Origin of the sequence: Pantoea piersonii, assembly GCF_003612015.1 — a bacterium.
GTDB classification, from domain to species: domain Bacteria; phylum Pseudomonadota; class Gammaproteobacteria; order Enterobacterales; family Enterobacteriaceae; genus Pantoea; species Pantoea piersonii.
On the sequence record NZ_RARB01000003.1, the window covers coordinates 221,568 to 237,325 of the forward strand.

Annotated in this window: 17 protein-coding genes; 8 read left to right on the forward strand and 9 right to left on the reverse strand. The window is 58.9% G+C overall.

Annotated features, from left to right (window positions below; genetic code table 11):
• Window positions 1-185: 185 nt before the first annotated feature.
• The 4 genes from D7S44_RS10470 (at window position 186) to D7S44_RS10485 (ending at window position 2,210) form a co-directional block, all read left to right on the forward strand.
• On the forward strand, window positions 186-476 hold the full coding sequence (locus D7S44_RS10470) for a hypothetical protein (RefSeq protein WP_120454598.1): 291 nt from the start codon (window positions 186-188) through the stop codon (window positions 474-476).
• Between the two features lie 481 nt (window positions 477-957).
• Window positions 958-1,170, forward strand: a complete 213-nt coding sequence (cspE, locus tag D7S44_RS10475; RefSeq protein ID WP_120454600.1) for a transcription antiterminator/RNA stability regulator CspE — start codon at window positions 958-960, stop codon at window positions 1,168-1,170.
• Between the two features lie 251 nt (window positions 1,171-1,421).
• Window positions 1,422-1,898 carry a cold-shock protein gene (locus tag D7S44_RS10480; protein ID WP_120454602.1) on the forward strand — a complete coding sequence of 159 codons (477 nt, stop codon included), beginning with the start codon at window positions 1,422-1,424 and terminating at the stop codon, window positions 1,896-1,898.
• Window positions 1,899-1,964: 66 nt separating this feature from the next.
• The gene (locus D7S44_RS10485; protein ID WP_120454604.1) at window positions 1,965-2,210 is read left to right on the forward strand and encodes a DUF2543 family protein; all 246 of its coding nucleotides are present in this window, start codon (window positions 1,965-1,967) and stop codon (window positions 2,208-2,210) included.
• 160 nt (window positions 2,211-2,370) lie between these two features.
• On the opposite strand, the gene D7S44_RS10490 is transcribed toward D7S44_RS10485, so the two are convergent.
• From D7S44_RS10490 to trmB, 3 genes are all read right to left on the reverse strand, one after another.
• A complete protein-coding gene (locus tag D7S44_RS10490) occupies window positions 2,371-3,084 on the reverse strand; it encodes a YggN family protein (protein ID WP_120454606.1) in 714 nt (237 codons plus the stop codon).
• Between the two features lie 80 nt (window positions 3,085-3,164).
• Window positions 3,165-3,491, reverse strand: coding sequence for a YggL family protein (locus tag D7S44_RS10495; protein ID WP_120454608.1), 327 nt, complete (start codon window positions 3,489-3,491; stop codon window positions 3,165-3,167).
• Window positions 3,491-4,210 (reverse strand): tRNA (guanosine(46)-N7)-methyltransferase TrmB, encoded by a 720-nt coding sequence (gene trmB / locus D7S44_RS10500; RefSeq protein WP_120454610.1) that lies wholly within the window; start codon window positions 4,208-4,210, stop codon window positions 3,491-3,493. Before trmB ends, D7S44_RS10495 begins: the two co-directional genes overlap by 1 nt.
• Window positions 4,211-4,365: 155 nt before the next feature.
• Between trmB and mutY the strand changes: the two genes are divergently transcribed.
• Genes mutY through mltC form a run of 3 tightly spaced genes read left to right on the forward strand, consistent with a single transcriptional unit; the run spans window position 4,366 to window position 6,860 of the window.
• Entirely contained in the window at window positions 4,366-5,448 is a 1,083-nt protein-coding gene (mutY, locus tag D7S44_RS10505) for an A/G-specific adenine glycosylase (RefSeq protein WP_120454612.1), read from the forward strand.
• A 2-nt stretch (window positions 5,449-5,450) separates the two neighbouring features.
• On the forward strand, window positions 5,451-5,723 hold the full coding sequence (locus D7S44_RS10510) for an oxidative damage protection protein (protein WP_033792153.1): 273 nt from the start codon (window positions 5,451-5,453) through the stop codon (window positions 5,721-5,723).
• A gap of 57 nt (window positions 5,724-5,780) precedes the next feature.
• Window positions 5,781-6,860, forward strand: coding sequence for a membrane-bound lytic murein transglycosylase MltC (gene mltC / locus D7S44_RS10515; protein ID WP_120454614.1), 1,080 nt, complete (start codon window positions 5,781-5,783; stop codon window positions 6,858-6,860).
• A gap of 944 nt (window positions 6,861-7,804) precedes the next feature.
• Here the strand turns inward: mltC and D7S44_RS10520 are convergent.
• Window positions 7,805-9,955 carry an ornithine decarboxylase gene (locus tag D7S44_RS10520; protein WP_120454616.1) on the reverse strand — a complete coding sequence of 717 codons (2,151 nt, stop codon included), beginning with the start codon at window positions 9,953-9,955 and terminating at the stop codon, window positions 7,805-7,807.
• 570 nt (window positions 9,956-10,525) lie between these two features.
• Between D7S44_RS10520 and acuI the strand changes: the two genes are divergently transcribed.
• The gene (gene acuI / locus D7S44_RS10525) at window positions 10,526-11,509 is read left to right on the forward strand and encodes an acrylyl-CoA reductase (NADPH) (protein ID WP_120454618.1); all 984 of its coding nucleotides are present in this window, start codon (window positions 10,526-10,528) and stop codon (window positions 11,507-11,509) included.
• On the opposite strand, the gene D7S44_RS10530 is transcribed toward acuI, so the two are convergent.
• From D7S44_RS10530 to D7S44_RS10550, 5 genes are all read right to left on the reverse strand, one after another.
• Window positions 11,506-12,015, reverse strand: a complete 510-nt coding sequence (locus D7S44_RS10530; RefSeq protein ID WP_120454619.1) for a CinA family protein — start codon at window positions 12,013-12,015, stop codon at window positions 11,506-11,508. The genes acuI and D7S44_RS10530 overlap by 4 nt on opposite strands.
• A 96-nt stretch (window positions 12,016-12,111) precedes the next feature.
• A complete protein-coding gene (locus D7S44_RS10535; protein WP_371315483.1) occupies window positions 12,112-12,888 on the reverse strand; it encodes a heme ABC transporter ATP-binding protein in 777 nt (258 codons plus the stop codon).
• Window positions 12,888-13,886, reverse strand: coding sequence for a FecCD family ABC transporter permease (locus D7S44_RS10540; protein ID WP_120454623.1), 999 nt, complete (start codon window positions 13,884-13,886; stop codon window positions 12,888-12,890). Before D7S44_RS10540 ends, D7S44_RS10535 begins: the two co-directional genes overlap by 1 nt.
• Window positions 13,879-14,700 carry a heme/hemin ABC transporter substrate-binding protein gene (locus tag D7S44_RS10545; RefSeq protein ID WP_120454625.1) on the reverse strand — a complete coding sequence of 274 codons (822 nt, stop codon included), beginning with the start codon at window positions 14,698-14,700 and terminating at the stop codon, window positions 13,879-13,881. The genes D7S44_RS10540 and D7S44_RS10545 overlap by 8 nt, the downstream gene beginning before the upstream one ends.
• On the reverse strand, window positions 14,697-15,728 hold the full coding sequence (locus D7S44_RS10550; RefSeq protein WP_120454627.1) for a hemin-degrading factor: 1,032 nt from the start codon (window positions 15,726-15,728) through the stop codon (window positions 14,697-14,699). Before D7S44_RS10550 ends, D7S44_RS10545 begins: the two co-directional genes overlap by 4 nt.
• Window positions 15,729-15,758: the final 30 nt, after the last annotated feature.

Below are 15,758 nucleotides of genomic sequence, written 5' to 3' on the forward strand. Positions count from 1 at the left end.
CAGCAGACCAGCCGCCGTACGCCCGGCCGTAAGCGAATGGAAGCCGGCACGGCCAGCGAAGAGGCGTAAAATGGTGAAAATGCGTGCGTCGGCATCAGGGATGGGACATATCTTAAATCGCCTTTCCTCTCGTGGCAGGCGCTATAATTTAAGTAATCTTAAATTTCAGTTTTTCAGGCATGCCTATGGCCAGCTATACAGTCCGGGTCGAGCTGAAAGAGCAGACCGAAAAAATGCGCATCGAACTTCACTTTACGATGCTCGAAAATGGGTTTTCGCGAAGCGTTGTTTGCGACAGAGGCTTTACCTACGCCCTGCCCTCTAACGAGTTTGTCTACGTGGGTTCAGACGGAATAAAAAATCTGATGGACCAGGTTATTTCGTTGATAAGCGGTATCAGTGAAGATCCCTCTGTGCTGGTTACCCGCTCAGAGGAGCGCTGCTGGTCAGGGCTTCGCGTCGTTGACCTTGAGTAAAAGGGGGCGCAGGAGAAATTGATACTCCCCTTTTCAGGCGCGGTCACAGTCGGGATGTTCGAAGAGGTCGTTGCGGCTAAGCGAACGCTAATTGCTTTTATTCAGCAAAATTAATCGCGACGCGGGAAGAGATACCACATTAAACGGGTCGGTACCGATTTCTGCCAGCCTGGAAAATGAGGCCTGATATCGCCCTGAATTAAAGCGTTGCTGATCCTGACCTCCATATAGCCATCTGAGCGTTTAAACGGTTAAAATAAATTATATAAAAGTTGCTATATAAAATCCCCTGTGTCTTAATAGCGCCATCGGTTTGGAATACAGACCTTATTGAAAGCAGTTTTAGTAAAGCAGTCCTCAGTTCAAGTGTTATCCAAAGATACCCTTCTTCGTGAGCCTCCTCCTAAGTGCCCCATAAGTCACTCTCTAATTACAGGCCATTTTCGCCGCTCTTAGTGGCTCATCAATTAAGGAAGTATCTATGTCTAACAAAATGACTGGTTTAGTAAAATGGTTTAACTCTGATAAAGGTTTTGGCTTTATCACTCCGAGCGACGGCAGCAAAGATGTATTCGTACATTTCTCTGCTATCCAGAGTGACAGCTATAAAACCCTCGACGAAGGCCAGCAGGTTTCTTTCACCATTGAAAATGGTGCGAAAGGCCCAGCAGCTGGAAACGTCACGCCGCTGTAAGCTGCGCTAATTATCGGCGGCGCTTACAATAGCGATGAAGGCAACAGCCTGAGCAGTTAAATTCTGCTGATAATAAAATTAACCCGCCCTGTGCGGGTTTTTGATTTTAATGCCCTTTTCACCCTTCATCTCCCTCCTCGCATCTCCTGAATTTATCATCCACACTTACCCTGTTCTGTAGGGCCATTGTGCTTTACACTGCGCGCTGTAAAAAACTGAGCAGATTAACGATTAAACAGGCGGTAACGGCGATGAACGGAACGATCACAACCTGGTTTCAGGACAAGGGTTTTGGGTTTATCAAAGATGAGAACGGCGACAACCGCTATTTTCATGTGATCAAGGTCGCCAACCCTGAGCTGATCAAGAAAAATGCGGCAGTGACTTTCGAACCAACCACCAACAACAAAGGCCTGTCAGCTTACGCGGTCAAAGTCGTCCCGGAGAGCAAGTACATCTATATTGCTGGCGAACGCATCAAGCTCACGTCGATCAAGTCATACCTGGTCTACAGCGAAGAAGTACCTGTCGATACGCGGATAGATAAAGAAAATACCGTGCTTTCTGTGGGCACGCTGTTGAACAATATCAGGCCGAAAACAGCCGCTAAGCCCGATGAGATGCGCTCAATGAAAAAGCTGGCGATTACCACCTTTCAGGGCACGACGTTAATCTTCACGGAAGATGAGATCGATGTGGATGCCACGGTAAAAATGCTCAAGGTCTGACGCATCCAGACGGCCGATAACTTTTGCACTCCGCACGTGATACAGGTTTTAACCCTGGAGACTATGATGAACGATGAAATCCCACTTAAATATTATGATGTTGCGGATGAGTACGCGACGGAAACCGAAACGCCGGTAAGCGAGTCGGAGCGTGATGCTCTGGCGCGCTATTTCCAGCTGCTGATTACTCGCTTAATGAATAACGAGGAGATCAGCGAAGAGGCGCAGAAAGAGATGGCCAGTGAAGCGGGTATCAATGCGCTGCGCATTGACGAGATCGCTGAATTTCTTAATCAGTGGGGCAACGAGTAACGTCCAGGGGCGCGTCTGTAATCACCAGACGTGCCGACGCTCTGCACTAAGCCAGCCGAGTCAGGGCGTAAGTCGATAACACCAGCCTCGCCAGGCCGCCTGTCGGGGTCATTATCAGTGCTGTCACTTCCCCGACAGGAGAACGCTTAACGTAACCGGCTCAGGATTTAACGCTGCTCACCAGCTTCTTGCGCTGATCTTCCAGGCTGATTACGCGGTTACATACTTCGTGGCCGAAATTTTTGAAATCCTGCTCCTGATTGCTCCACTCCGCCTGAATCGACTGCTGCAGACCGCCCAGGTTGCCCATAATCGCCTGCAGCGGATTGCTGCCGCTCGCCTGCTTTGTGCCCATTTCGTTCAGACTGTCCTGCAACACGCCGCCCATGGTGCTCTGCACCAGACGTTCGCCATCGGCGCGCACCTGGTCGATCGCCTGATGATGGAAGGTCAGGCCGTCGTCGCGGTGCTCGATAATGCGGTTCATCTGCTGCTTCAGCTGGCCATTCAGGGTGGTGAGACGGTTGCGCACATTGCTGTCAGATCCGAGCTTCTCGACAATGACCTTATCCAGCGCCACCCGGCCCTTCTCCAGACGCGTCGTCGCACCGGTATCGATCCACGGCAGATCGCGACGCAGCGCATTCTGATAGTCGATCGCCTGCTGGCGCTGCGCGTTGTTCACCGCAATCTTCTGACCGTTAAACTGCACATCGCCCTGCGGGGAGATCTCCAGGTTGCCGTTCGCGCCGACGACCTGCACGCTCTGCGGCTTGATCACGACATCATCCTGCGGTTTTACGCTGCACTCCCAGGCAGCCTGTGCCTGCGTCGCTGCCAGCAGCAGCGCGGCGATAAGCGTTTTACGAACCATAATCTCTCCCTAACATGTGAACCAGGCGCGGTAATTACAGGTCGGCCGGCGGCGGCAAGTAAGCCAGGCCGATACGGATCTTAGTCCCACCAGACGTCGAAAAGTTCGGTCACCTGGATGTCGCTCAGCTGGCGATCTTCCAGCCACTTGCGCACCAGCTCACGATGCTCGTCGGTGCATTTGCCGGTGCGCTGCAGGCAAATCAATCCTTCCCACACCAGGTAGCCGCTGCCGTCATAGGCCAGCCCGTTCGGCGCAATCACTTCGTTAATGAAGTCGTCGACGGTTTTATCAATCTGCTGCTCTGTGGTTCCCTCGGCGAAGCGCCAGGCGACCGAGAAGCCCAGCTCCTGAAACTCGTCGATATGCAATTTTTTACGTAAACGACGGCTGCGTTGTGTGGCCATTATTTAATCCTCTCAAACATTAAGTCCCAAACGCCGTGGCCCAGTCGCTGCCCGCGCTGCTCAAATTTAGTCAGTGGACGCGTCTCCGGACGCGGCACATAATTCTGTGTTTCCGACTGGTTTTTATACCCGTCGATACTGCTCATCACGTCCAGCATATGTTCGGCGTAGGCTTCCCAGTCGGTCGCCATATGGAATACCCCGCCCAGCTTCAGCTTACGCATTACCAGCTCGGCGAAAGGCACCTGCACGATGCGACGCTTGTTGTGGCGCGCTTTATGCCAGGGATCGGGGAAGAAAAGCTGCACCATGCGCAGCGAGTTATCCGGGATCATCTTCTCCAGCACCTCTACCGCGTCGTGACACATTACGCGCAGGTTCTCCACGTTCGCCTCTTTCGCGGAGGCGAGACAGGCGCCCACGCCCGGCGCGTGCACTTCAATGCCGAGGAAGTTCTGCTGCGGGTTATTCTGTGCCATGGTTACCAGCGAAGCGCCCATGCCAAAGCCGATCTCCAGCACCACTGGCGCGTCGCGGCCAAACAGTTGCGTCAGATCCAGCGGCTCAGGTTGAAACTCTACGCCCATCTCCGGCCAGTATTGGTCGAGCGCCAGCTGCTGTCCTTTCGTCAGACGCCCCTGGCGGCGCACAAAACTGCGAATACGGCGCAGCGGCCGCCCGTTCTCATCAAATTCCGGAGTGATGACGTCATTAATCATGTTGTAGCCTGCTGAGTAGCCTGTTTGGGGAAAGGCGCATTATGCAAAGTTAATTAGCAGAAGCAAGCCCTTGCAATCTTCAGGTTTACACCGGGGCTGCGCCTGTGCTGGAATGCCTGCCTGAGTGTAGAGTAATCACGGAAAATTTCCTTCTTATGATGCAAGCGCCGCAGTTCGCGCAACAGGTGCTGGACTGGTATCAGCGCTTTGGCCGCAAGACCCTGCCGTGGCAGCAGGAGAAAACGCCCTATAAGGTATGGCTTTCTGAAGTCATGCTGCAGCAGACCCAGGTCACCACCGTTATCCCCTATTTCGAACGCTTTATGGCGCGCTTTCCCACCGTCGCCGATCTGGCCGCCGCGCCGCTCGACGAGGTGCTGCACCTCTGGACCGGGCTGGGCTATTACGCCCGCGCGCGCAATCTGCATAAGGCGGCGAAGCACATTGTCGACCAACATCAGGGCGAGTTTCCGCGCAATTTCGACGATGTCGCGGCGCTGCCCGGCGTTGGGCGTTCCACCGCAGGCGCGGTGCTCTCGCTGTCGCTCGGGCAGCACTTCCCGATCCTCGACGGCAACGTGAAGCGCGTGCTGGCCCGCTGTTACGCGGTCGGCGGCTGGCCGGGCAAAAAAGATGTCGAGAAGCGGCTATGGGAAATTAGCGAGACCGTGACGCCGGCGGAGGGCGTCAGCCAGTTTAATCAGGCGATGATGGATCTCGGCGCGCTGGTCTGCACCCGTTCAAAACCCAAATGCGACATCTGTCCGCTTAACAACGGCTGCATCGCTTACGCCAGCAACAGTCAGGCGAACTATCCCGGCAAAAAGCCGAAACAGATATTGCCGGAGCGCAGCGGCTGGTTTTTGCTGCTGCAGGATGGCGACAACGTCTGGCTGGAGCAGCGTCCGCCGGTTGGTTTGTGGGGCGGTCTGTTCTGCTTCCCGCAGTTCACCACCGAAGAGGCACTACACGACTGGCTGCAGGCGCGCGGCATTGAGTCAAAGCCGCGGCAGTTAACCGCTTTTCGTCATACCTTTAGCCACTTTCATCTGGATATCGTGCCAATGTGGCTATCGTGGTCATCTGTCGGGGCGGCGATGGATGAACCCGGCGGTCTCTGGTATAACTTAGCCCAGCCGCCGTCAGTGGGGCTGGCGGCGCCGGTTGAGCGGCTTTTGCACGAGCTGCGTCATCCGCAACAGCTGGCCCTGCCCCGGCATGAGATTGAAGAGGAATAGTAATGAGCCGCACGATTTTTTGTACGTTTCTACAGCGCGACGCTGAAGGGCAGGATTTTCAGCTCTATCCGGGCGAACTGGGTAAGCGCATCTACAATGAGATCTCGAAAGAAGCCTGGCAGAAGTGGATGGCCAAACAAACCATGTTGATCAACGAGAAAAAGCTCAACATGATGAATCCGGAAGACCGCAAGGTGCTGGAAAAGGAGATGGTCAATTTCCTGTTTGAAGGCAAAGAGGTCCACATCGAAGGCTATACGCCGCCAGAAGCATAAATTTTAGGGCCTCAGCGTTGAGGCCCCTCTCTTTTCCGGGTCAGGCACGTATTTACAATGAATAAGAAATTACTCGCACTGCTGGTGATCGCTCCGCTTTTGGTCTCCTGCTCAGGAAAGAAGTCTTCGCAGTATCACGAAGAGTGGGTAAAGGACACCAACGGCTTCGATATTTTAATGGGCCAGTTTGCGCATAACATCGAGAACATTTGGGGTATTAACGAAGTCCTGATTGCCGGGCCGAAAGACTACGTCAAATACAGCGATAACTATTACACCCGCAGCCATATCAACTTTGAAAGCGGCAACATCACCATCGAAACCATCGCCGGTACCGATCCAATGGCCAGCCTGCGCCAGGCGATCATTACCACGCTGCTGATCGGCGACGATCCGGGCAATGTCGATCTCTACTCCGACGCCAACGATATTGTGATCAGCAAAGAGCCGCTGCTCTACGGCCAGGTGCTGGACAATACCGGCCAGCCGATTCGCTGGCAGGGGCGCGCGGGCAACTTCGCCGATTATCTGCTGCAAAATAAACTGCAGCGCCGCGTTTCCGGCCTGCATGTTATCTACTCGGTCACTATTCCCATGGTGCCTAACCACCTCGACAAGCGTGCGCACAAATATCTGCCGATAGTGCGTAAAGCCGCTGAGCAGTATGGCGTTGATGCATCGCTGATCCTGGCGATTATGCAGACCGAATCGAGCTTTAACCCCTATGCGGTCAGCCATTCCGACGCGCTAGGCCTGATGCAGGTAGTGCAGCATACCGCGGGCGTTGATGTGTTCCGTATGAAGGGCAAATGGGGCAAACCGAGCCGCAGCTATCTGCTCGATCCCGAGAACAATATTGACGCGGGCACCGCCTACCTGTCGCTGCTGCAAAACAGCTATCTGGGCGGGATTCAGGATCCGCTGTCACGCCGCTATGCGGTGATCACCGCCTACAACGGCGGTGCAGGCAGCGTGCTGCGCGTCTTCTCCAGCGATAAGGATCGCGCCTTTAACACCATCAATAATATGTCGCCGAGTCAGGTTTATAACACCCTGACGACGCAGCATCCGTCTGCAGAGTCGCGGCGCTATCTCTATAAGGTGAGTACGGCACAGCGTAGCTATCGGCGGTATTGATGGTTTGCCTGGCGTTCGCTGCGCGAACGGCTGGCTCTGTGCAGGTTCCGGCCGCCGGTGATTTGCATGGCGTTCGCTGCGCGAACGGCTCTGTGCGGGTTCCGCCCGCCAGGCGTCGGGGAGTTTCAGCAGCTGCGCTGCCGGCGTGCGTGTTAAGGGGCTCGTCAGCCCCTTAACAATCCCGGCTTCCGGCAGCCTCCACGCCGCGCTGCGCGCGGTCCCTTCGTTGTTTACGTCAGCCTTACGGACCGCGCGGATTCGACATCCTGTCTCATGCCACGCTCTCGCCGACGTCCTGTCGGCTCATCCTGGCCGCCGTGCGCGCCTCAGCGTGTCGGATGCCTCTGTCACACCCCTGCCTGCGATTGCTCATTTGTTATAAACGGCTGCGTTGTCTGTATGCAGGATGCGCGCTTGCAGCGATAAGATTGCGTCTTCTGGAGTCAGGACTCTTCGTCCTCGCCGCCATACGCGCCTCAGCGTGTCAGATGCCTCTGTCACACCCTCGCCTGTGATTTCTCATTTTTTATAAACGACTGCGTTGTCTGATCGCGCTTACAGCAATAAGGCAGTTGATAAAAACACAGAATTTTCAGCGAGGGTGGTGAGGGCCATCGCAGCCGCTGAGCGGAGGAGGGATTTCAGGACGAGCGGCAGGGATGCCGCGAAGAGGCTGGCATGAGCCATGGATGGCGAATCCAGCCGGTCCGTCAGAAATCCTGACGAAGCGAAGGGGCCCGCGCAGCGGGCGGCGGAGCTGGCCCAGGGCGCGGGTGCAGGGCCGACGCCTTGCGGCCCTGCTCGGTCGCCCGCAGAGGGTGAAATGAAACTGCCCGGCTGTTGGGCGAACGAAACCTGCGCTGAGGCTCCTCCGCGGTCGGGCGAACGAAACCTGCGCTGAGGCTCCCCGCCTGGTGGGGCGCCCCCCGCCGCCCGGCCGGGCACTATCCCACTATCATATTCGCCACCAGCTGCTTGCGCCCCTGCCCGTCATCCTCGGTATACACGCCCTGCAGCTCCGGCGAGAACCCCGGCAGCTGGTTGATGCCCTCCTCCAGCGCCAGGAAATAGCGCTGCACCGCGCCGCCCCAGACTTCGCCCGGCACCACGCAGAGCACGCCAGGAGGATAAGGTAGCGCCCCTTCGGCGGCGATACGCCCTTCGGCTTTCGCGATCGGCACCAGCTCGACGTCGCCGCGAATATAGGCCTGATGCGCATCCTGCGGATTCACCTTCACCGCCGGGAAATTTTTCTGACGGAACATCGCCTTTTGCAGATCTTTTACGCCGAAGCTGACATAGAGATCGTGCATCTCCTGGCAGAGCTGACGCAGGGTATAGCCCTTGTAGCGCGCCTGATTCTTGCGATAAATCGTCGGCAGCACCTCCGCCAGCGGCGCATCCTCTCTGACATGCTGTTCAAACTGCGCCAGCATCGCCACCAGATGCGCCATCTTCTCCGGGCTCTCCGCTGGCGTCAGCAGAAACAGGATAGAGTTAAGATCGCACTTCTCCGGCACGATGCCGTTTTCGCGCAGATAGTTCGCCAGAATGGTGGCGGGGATGCCGAAGTCGGCGTACTCACCGCTCGCCGCGTCGATGCCCGGCGTCGTCAGCAGCAGCTTACAGGGATCGACCAGATATTGATCCTGCGCGTAACCGGCAAAGCCGTGCCATTGCGCCTCCGGCTCAAAGCTGAAGTAGCGGCTGTCGCTGGCAATGCTTTCCGTCGGTGCATCCTGCCAGCGTTCGCCGTTTACCCGCTCCGGCACAAACGGCAGGATCATTTCGCAACGTTCCAGGATCGCCTTGCGCGCCTCGATACCGAGCGTCACGCACGACTGCCACAGCTGACGGCCCGCGTCGCCCTGGTGCATTTTGGCGTTTACGTCCAGCGCGGCGAACAGCGGGTAAAACGGGCTGGTAGAGGCGTGCAGCATAAAGGCGTTATTCAGCCGCTTATGCGGGCAAAAGCGCTTCTGGCCGCGAATATGGTTATCTTTTTTATGGATCTGCGAGGTCTGCGAAAAGCCCGCCAGCTGCTTGTGCACCGACTGGGTAACGAAAATGCCCGGATCGTTTTCGGTCAGCTCCAGCGTCAGCGGCGAAGTGCCCGCCATCACTGGAATAAACTGCTCATAGCCGAGCCATGCCGAGTCGAAGAGGATGTAATCGCAGAGGTGTCCGATGCGATCCACCACCTGCCGCGCGTTATAGACCGTACCGTCGTAGGTGCCGAGCTGAATAATCGCCAGACGGAACGGACGCGCTTCCCCGGCGCGCTGCGGCGCGACCTCTTTGATCTGTTCACGCAGCCAGGCCTCGTCGAAGCAGTGCGCGTCGATGCCGCCGATAAAACCGAAGGGATTACGCGCCGCCTCCAGATAGACCGGCGTCGCGCCCGCCTGAATCAGCGCGCCATGATGGTTCGACTTATGGTTATTGCGGTCGAACAGCACCAGATCGCCGCGCGTCAGCAGGGCGTTGGTCACCACTTTATTGGCGCTGGAGGTGCCGTTAAGCACAAAGTAAGTTTTATCCGCGTTAAACACTTTCGCCGCGAACTTCTGCGCATCTTTCGCCGAGCCTTCGTGGATAAGCAGATCCCCCAGCTTGACGTCGGCGTTGCACATATCGGAACGGAAAAGATTCTCGCCGTAAAAGTCAAAAAACTGCCGCCCCGCCGGATGCTTTTTGAAAAAGGCCCCGCCCTGGTGTCCCGGACAGGCGAAGGTGCTGTTCTGCATATCGACGTAGCGCGTCAGCGTGTCGAAAAACGGCGGCAGCAGGTTCGCCTCATACTCCGCCGCGGCCGATTCCAGCGCCGCCCAGGCTTCCGCAGAGCCGTCCAGTTCGCCGGTCACGCCCGGCAGGTGCAGCACCTCCTCTTCCCAGGCGTTGGCGACAAATACCGGCAGGTTGAAGCCGGTATGGCGCAACAGCGCCAGCACGCCGCTGCGCGTATCGGCCAGCGAGACGACCACTGCCGCCACGTCGGTAAAGTCGGTATTGTCCAGCGTCACTACGTCACGCCCGGTATTCAGGGTAAGGCTGGGAGCCACAGCAGCGCTGGCGGCAATTTTCAGTGGTGTCATAACACAAATCCCCAACGGTGAAGGATGAGTGGGTGCCAGAGGCACGGCAATGGGGAAGATTCCCCGGCGAATAACGTCAGGCGGAGGCAGAGCAAAAGGTAAAGCCGCACCCGATAGACATCAGTAAAGCCAGATCGCGTCTGTCTTTACGCATGCCCAACAGCGAACGTTTAGCTGGCTTCACCGCATGGTGAGCGGGAAATGCTTAGCGAAGATAGTCGGGGAGAACGCCTTGCGCGCAGGGCAACGCGAGCGGAGACAAGTACGGTTGCGCATTGTTGCGACCATAACGGCATCCTCAACGGGTCAGCGAAAAAGAGGCGCAATGATGTCATTTTTCTCGCGCGGGAACAACCCGGGAAAAGTAAATAAGCTTGCGAAAAAGAATTACATAACACCATGATAATTAAATAATTAAACACAACACCCCGCAAATAAGTGCTTAATTATCTTTGCTTTATGAAATATTATGCAACAGCCAGCATCCCCCGGCGTCAGGTGCCCCTTCTCTACCCCTTCCCGCCGCAGAAGAGTAGACTGACCGGCACATTCCCCATTGCCGGAGGCTGCATGTTTAAAGCATTAGTCATTGAAAATGATGAGCAAGGCTACCGCACCAACCTGAAAGATCTCAACGAATCCCAGCTGCCCGACCATGACGTCACCCTCGACGTCGCCTGGTCCACGCTGAACTATAAAGACGCGCTGGCCATCTGCAATAAAGGGCCGATCGTGCGGCAGTTCCCTATGGTGCCGGGCATCGATTTCGTCGGCCGCGTCACCGCCAGCCGACATGCGGAGTGGCAGCTGGACGATGTGGCGCTGCTTACCGGCTGGGGCGTTGGCGAGAAACAGTGGGGTGGTCTGGCGCAGAAGGCGAGCGTCCCTGGCGACTGGCTGGTGGAAGTGCCTGCCACCCTGAGCCCGCTGCAGACCATGGCGATAGGCACCGCGGGTTTGACCGCGATGCTGTGCGTGATGGCACTGGAGAAACAGGGCGTCACGCCCGAGCGCGGTCCGGTACTGGTCACCGGCGCCAGCGGCGGCGTCGGCAGCTTCAGCGTCAGCCTGCTGGCGCGCCTGGGGTTTGAAGTGATTGCCGCCAGCGGACGCGCCAGCGACGAGAGCTATCTGATCGACACCCTCGGCGCGCGTTCGGTTATCGACCGCAGTGAGCTGTCACAGCCAGGCAAACCACTGGCGAAAGAGCGCTGGGCGGCCGCCATCGACAGCGTCGGCAGCCATACGCTGAGCAACGTGCTGGCCTCAACCCAGCGAGACGGCGTGGTAGCTGCCTGCGGCATGGCGCAGGGTCTGGATCTGCCCGCCAGCGTCGCGCCCTTTATTCTGCGCGGCGTGACGCTCACCGGCGTCGACAGCGTAATGTGCCCGAAACCGCTGCGTCAGCAGGCGTGGCAGCGGCTCGGGGAACTGCTGAATGACGATATTCTGACGCAGCTCACTACGCTAATTCCGCTCAGCGAAGCGAAACAGGGCGCGCAGGATCTGCTGGACGGCAAGGTGCGCGGCCGCCTGATCGTCGACTGTCGTTAAGCGTTCTGATGCAGGGCGGCGTCGCGCAGCAGCACCGCAAGACGCTCCAGCGCGAACTGCGCGCCCTGCTCCATCACCGATTTCGGCTCGCCCTCGAAGCGTCGCATCTCAGCCACCACGCTGCCGTCAGGCAGGGTCCAGCCAAACCAGATAGTGCCCGCTGGCGTGCCGTCTTCGCCGCCGTCTGGCCCGGCATAGCCGGTAATCGACAGGCTGACCGGCTCGCCGGAACGTTCGCGCGCGCCGATCGCCATCTCGCGCGCAGTCTGTTCGCTGACGGCGGTATGCTCTTCAAGCGTCTCCGGCCGGACGCCCAGCAGCTGGCTTTTCGCATTATCGCTGTAGGTGACGAAGCCGCTGGTATAGAAGTTGCCGCTGTTTGCTACCTTCGCCAGCGTCATGCTGATCAAGCCGGCGGTGCAGGACTCGGCGGTCGCTAACCGCCACTCAGAGGAGAGAAGCCGCTCGCCAAGCTGTTCGGCGGCCTGATCTAATGCATCGTTCATATTTTGCTTCCCTGTTAGTGGATTCAGAGTAGAAAGTATGGTCGAAAATCGGCGCGCCGTTAAAAGCTAACGTTATGAATAGTAAGCCAAACGGCTTCAGGCACGCAGCCGGATGCCTGGTCTGCCGCTCTCAGGGTCAGGAGAAACGCGCAGCTCTGCCCGGTACCAGCGCGTCAGCGTCTCTTCGGTCATCACCGCCTGCGCCGGGCCTTGCGCCACTAACCTGCCCTGATGCAGCAGCAAAATGCGATCGGCCCAGAGCGCGGCGAGGTTAAGATCGTGCAGCACAATGCACACGCTAAAATCCTTCTGGCGCGAAAGCCGATGCAGCAGGCGCAGCGCCTGCTGCTGCCAGAAGAGATCGAGCGCCGAGGTCGGCTCATCCAGAAACAGCCAGCCGCGCGGCGCGCCATCCTGCCAGAGCTGCGCCAGCACGCGCGCCAGCTGCACCCGCTGCTGTTCGCCGCCGGAGAGCTGTCGGTAGTCGCGTTCGGCCAGTTTTCCGCAGTCGGTCAACGCCATCACCTCTTCGACCACGGCTTGCGTATCCCCGCCAGACCAAGGCGCGCGGCCCATCGCCACCACGGCGGCGGCGGGCAAAGAGAAGGCGACCGGATTCTGCTGGCGCATTACCGCGCGCCGCTGCGCCAGCTTCGCGCGCGGCCACTCGGTTAAAGGCCTGTCGCCCAGCCGACACTCGCCGTAATCGGGCGTCAGAAAGCCGGTCAGCATACGCAGCAGCGTCGACTTACCTGCGCCGTTCGGGCCGATCAGCGCCACCAGTTCGCCCGGCACCAGCGACAGATCCAGCGAATCGATCAGCAGCCTGCCGCCGCGTGAATAGCGCAGGTTGCGCGCCTCTAACTGTTCCACTATTCCACTCCTCGCTGCTGGCGCAGGATCAGCCAGAGAAACCAGGGACCGCCCAGCATGCTGGTCAACAGGCCCACCGGCATTTCGGCAGGCACCACTATCGTGCGCGCCAGCGTATCCGCCAGCAGCAGCAGGATGGCGCCCGCCAGCGCCGAACCTGGCAGCATCCAGCGATGATCGCTGCCGAGACAGAAGCGCATCATGTGCGGCACCACTAAGCCGACGAAGCCGATAATGCCGCTTACCGAAACCGCCGCGCCCACCAGCAGCGCGCTCAGCACCAGCAGCTGCCGCTGCGTGCGTCTGACATCAATCCCCATATAGTGGGCATCCTCTTCGCCCAGCTGCAGCAGATTGAGATGGCGCGCGCGAAGCAGGGTCAGCAGCAGCGACGGAAGGATAAAGGCGGCACACACCGCCAGCATCGGCCACTGCGCCTGGCTCATGCTGCCCATTCCCCACAGCGACAGCTGGCGCAGCTGCTGGTCGTTGCTCAGCCAGGAGAGCACCCCCACCACCGAGCTGCACAGCGCGTTAATCGCGATGCCCACCAGCAGCAGACGCGCCAGATTGCCCAGCGCCAGCCGACTGAGGCTGAAGATCAGCGCCATCACCGCCAGGCTACCGAGAAAGGCCGCCAGGGTCGGCAACCAGAGCGCCAGCAGCGGCGGCAGCGCCAGCGGCAGGCTAATGGCGATGGCTACTGCCAGCCCCGCACCGCTGCTGATGCCGAGCAGGCCGGGGTCGGCGAGCGGGTTGCGAAACAGCCCCTGCATCACCGCGCCGGAAACCGCCAGCGCCATGCCGATCAGCACCGCCAGCAGCACGCGCGGCAGGCGAATATTCAGCCAGATCTGCCAGACCATATCGCTGAGCGGCGCCTGCCACAGCGCGCGCAGCGAGAGCCTTATCGCGCCCAGATTCGCCGCTATCGCCATCGCCGCCAGCATGCTAAGCAGCATCAGTGTCAGCCAGCGCAACGCGGTCGGGTTAGCCATGGCGTGCCGCTTCCGCCGCTTTACGCAGCTTAACGATCGCGCCCGGCGTATCCAGACCAAAGCCGAGCAGCGCCATCTCATCGATCACCAGCAGGTTTTTATGCTGGCCTGCGGGCGTCAGTGCCAGGCCAGGCAGTCGCCACACCTTCTCTTCATCGCCTAAGGTTTTCAGCCCGTCGCTGCCGATAACCACCAGATCCGGCGCGGCGGCGATAATGCCCTCCTGCGACAGCGTCTGATAATGCGGCATCGTTCCCATCGCGTTGATTAAGCCTGCGCTGCGGATAGCGCCGTCGGCGGCGGTATCCCTGCCTGCCGCCAGCGACTTCATGCCGCTGTGCGTCATAATAAACAGCACCCTGACCGGCAGCGGCCGATTCGGCAGCGTCGCCAGCGTCCGGTTAACCCGATCCGCCAGCGCCTGCGCCTCCTCATCGCGATGCAGCGCCTTACCGATGGTGGTGATTTTTTCCGGGATAGCCTTGAGGCTGTTCTCGCCGGTGACTTCCACCACCTTTACGCCCGTCTGAGCGATCTGCTGCAGCGCCAGCGAGGGTTTCGCCTGCGCACTGCTCAGCACCAGCGTCGGCTCTAGCGCCAGGATGCCTTCGGCGTTGAGCTGACGCATATAGCCGATATTCGGCAGACGCTTCGCCAGCGCCGGATGCTGACTGGTGCTGTCGCGCGCCACCAGCGCCTGCTGGCCCCCCAGCGCATAGACGATCTGCGTGACGTCGCCGCCGATAGAGATAATGCGCTCCGCTGCGAACGTCGGCAGCGCCAGCAACAGCAGCCAGGGGATCAGCCGTTTCATGCCGCCTCTCCCGCCGCGCTCAGCGAAGTCACCTGCTCGCGCCAGCGCGTTTGCTCCGGCGTGCCTTCGCTGCGCTGGCCGTAGAGCTGTGCGATCTGCGTACCGTCAGCGGCGAACAGCTCCAGGCTGGTGACGAAGCCGTCGCCGCTCGGTTTGCGCGTCACCCAGCTCTCATGGATGCGATCCGCCATCAGATGCAGCGTAAAGTTTGAATTGAATACGTTGAGCCAGTTTCCTGTCGGCACGAGCTTTTCCAGCGCGCCGGTAAAGATTTGCGTGCAGCCCCGATTGCCGACGAAAATCATAATTTCATTGCCCTCCTCCTGCACCTGCGTCAGCAGACGTGCCAGCGAGTTGTTGTCGACACGCCACGCCAGATCGTCTCCCGCCGCGCGGAACGCCTGCAGCCGCGAAACGTTATGGCGTTTCAGCAACCGGAAAAACTGGTGCACGTCAGTCATGGCGCGCCACTCGCTGTCCAGGGCGGCGGCGTCGAAATCGCAGGCGAAATTAGCTGCCTCCGCCGCCTCGACTCTCAGCGCGGCGGGCGCGTTATCAACAAAGCGCGCAATCAGCACCTGCCAGGCGTTCATATCGGTATGGTCGGTGGCGTAGATTTTCAGCACCGCGTCGCCGTAACGGTCAAAGATCTGGATACTCTGCCGCTCGCCGCGCGCGCTCTGCTCGCGCAGAAAGAAAGCGCTGCGCCACTGGTCAGGGAAAAAACGCAGGTCGAGCGCGCGTGGATTAAGCACCAGCCCGGCGTGGTCGCCCAGCCTGACGTTCTGGTAATGGCCGAGGTGCTCATGCACCGCATAAGCATTGCGGGTGATATTTTTCGTTTCGCCAACCGCTTCCAGCGCCAGCATCAGCTCGCGAAACTGCGGCTTCAGCGGCTGCGCCTCATGGCCGACGCGGGCGTGGCACAGCTCGGCTTCGCTGACGCCCATCAGGGCCGCCAGGTCGCGGGCATATTTTTTCGGATGTTCGCTTTTCGCTAGCTGGTACTGCTGCCAAAGTGGGTTCATTGCGCACTACTCCCTTCAGAAAAGCGCCCT

What these genes read in the sequence shown, in the direction of transcription:
- D7S44_RS10470 (WP_120454598.1), top strand. Translation starts at nt 186, where the DNA reads ATGGCCAGCTATACAGTCCGGGTCGAGCTGAAAGAGCAGACCGAAAAA.
- cspE (WP_120454600.1), top strand. Translation starts at nt 958, where the DNA reads ATGTCTAACAAAATGACTGGTTTAGTAAAATGGTTTAACTCTGATAAA.
- D7S44_RS10480 (WP_120454602.1), top strand. Translation starts at nt 1,422, where the DNA reads ATGAACGGAACGATCACAACCTGGTTTCAGGACAAGGGTTTTGGGTTT.
- D7S44_RS10485 (WP_120454604.1), top strand. Translation starts at nt 1,965, where the DNA reads ATGAACGATGAAATCCCACTTAAATATTATGATGTTGCGGATGAGTAC.
- D7S44_RS10490 (WP_120454606.1), bottom strand. Translation starts at nt 3,084, where the DNA reads ATGGTTCGTAAAACGCTTATCGCCGCGCTGCTGCTGGCAGCGACGCAG.
- D7S44_RS10495 (WP_120454608.1), bottom strand. Translation starts at nt 3,491, where the DNA reads ATGGCCACACAACGCAGCCGTCGTTTACGTAAAAAATTGCATATCGAC.
- trmB (WP_120454610.1), bottom strand. Translation starts at nt 4,210, where the DNA reads ATGATTAATGACGTCATCACTCCGGAATTTGATGAGAACGGGCGGCCG.
- mutY (WP_120454612.1), top strand. Translation starts at nt 4,366, where the DNA reads ATGATGCAAGCGCCGCAGTTCGCGCAACAGGTGCTGGACTGGTATCAG.
- D7S44_RS10510 (WP_033792153.1), top strand. Translation starts at nt 5,451, where the DNA reads ATGAGCCGCACGATTTTTTGTACGTTTCTACAGCGCGACGCTGAAGGG.
- mltC (WP_120454614.1), top strand. Translation starts at nt 5,781, where the DNA reads ATGAATAAGAAATTACTCGCACTGCTGGTGATCGCTCCGCTTTTGGTC.
- D7S44_RS10520 (WP_120454616.1), bottom strand. Translation starts at nt 9,955, where the DNA reads ATGACACCACTGAAAATTGCCGCCAGCGCTGCTGTGGCTCCCAGCCTT.
- acuI (WP_120454618.1), top strand. Translation starts at nt 10,526, where the DNA reads ATGTTTAAAGCATTAGTCATTGAAAATGATGAGCAAGGCTACCGCACC.
- D7S44_RS10530 (WP_120454619.1), bottom strand. Translation starts at nt 12,015, where the DNA reads ATGAACGATGCATTAGATCAGGCCGCCGAACAGCTTGGCGAGCGGCTT.
- D7S44_RS10540 (WP_120454623.1), bottom strand. Translation starts at nt 13,886, where the DNA reads ATGGCTAACCCGACCGCGTTGCGCTGGCTGACACTGATGCTGCTTAGC.
- D7S44_RS10545 (WP_120454625.1), bottom strand. Translation starts at nt 14,700, where the DNA reads ATGAAACGGCTGATCCCCTGGCTGCTGTTGCTGGCGCTGCCGACGTTC.
- D7S44_RS10550 (WP_120454627.1), bottom strand. Translation starts at nt 15,728, where the DNA reads ATGAACCCACTTTGGCAGCAGTACCAGCTAGCGAAAAGCGAACATCCG.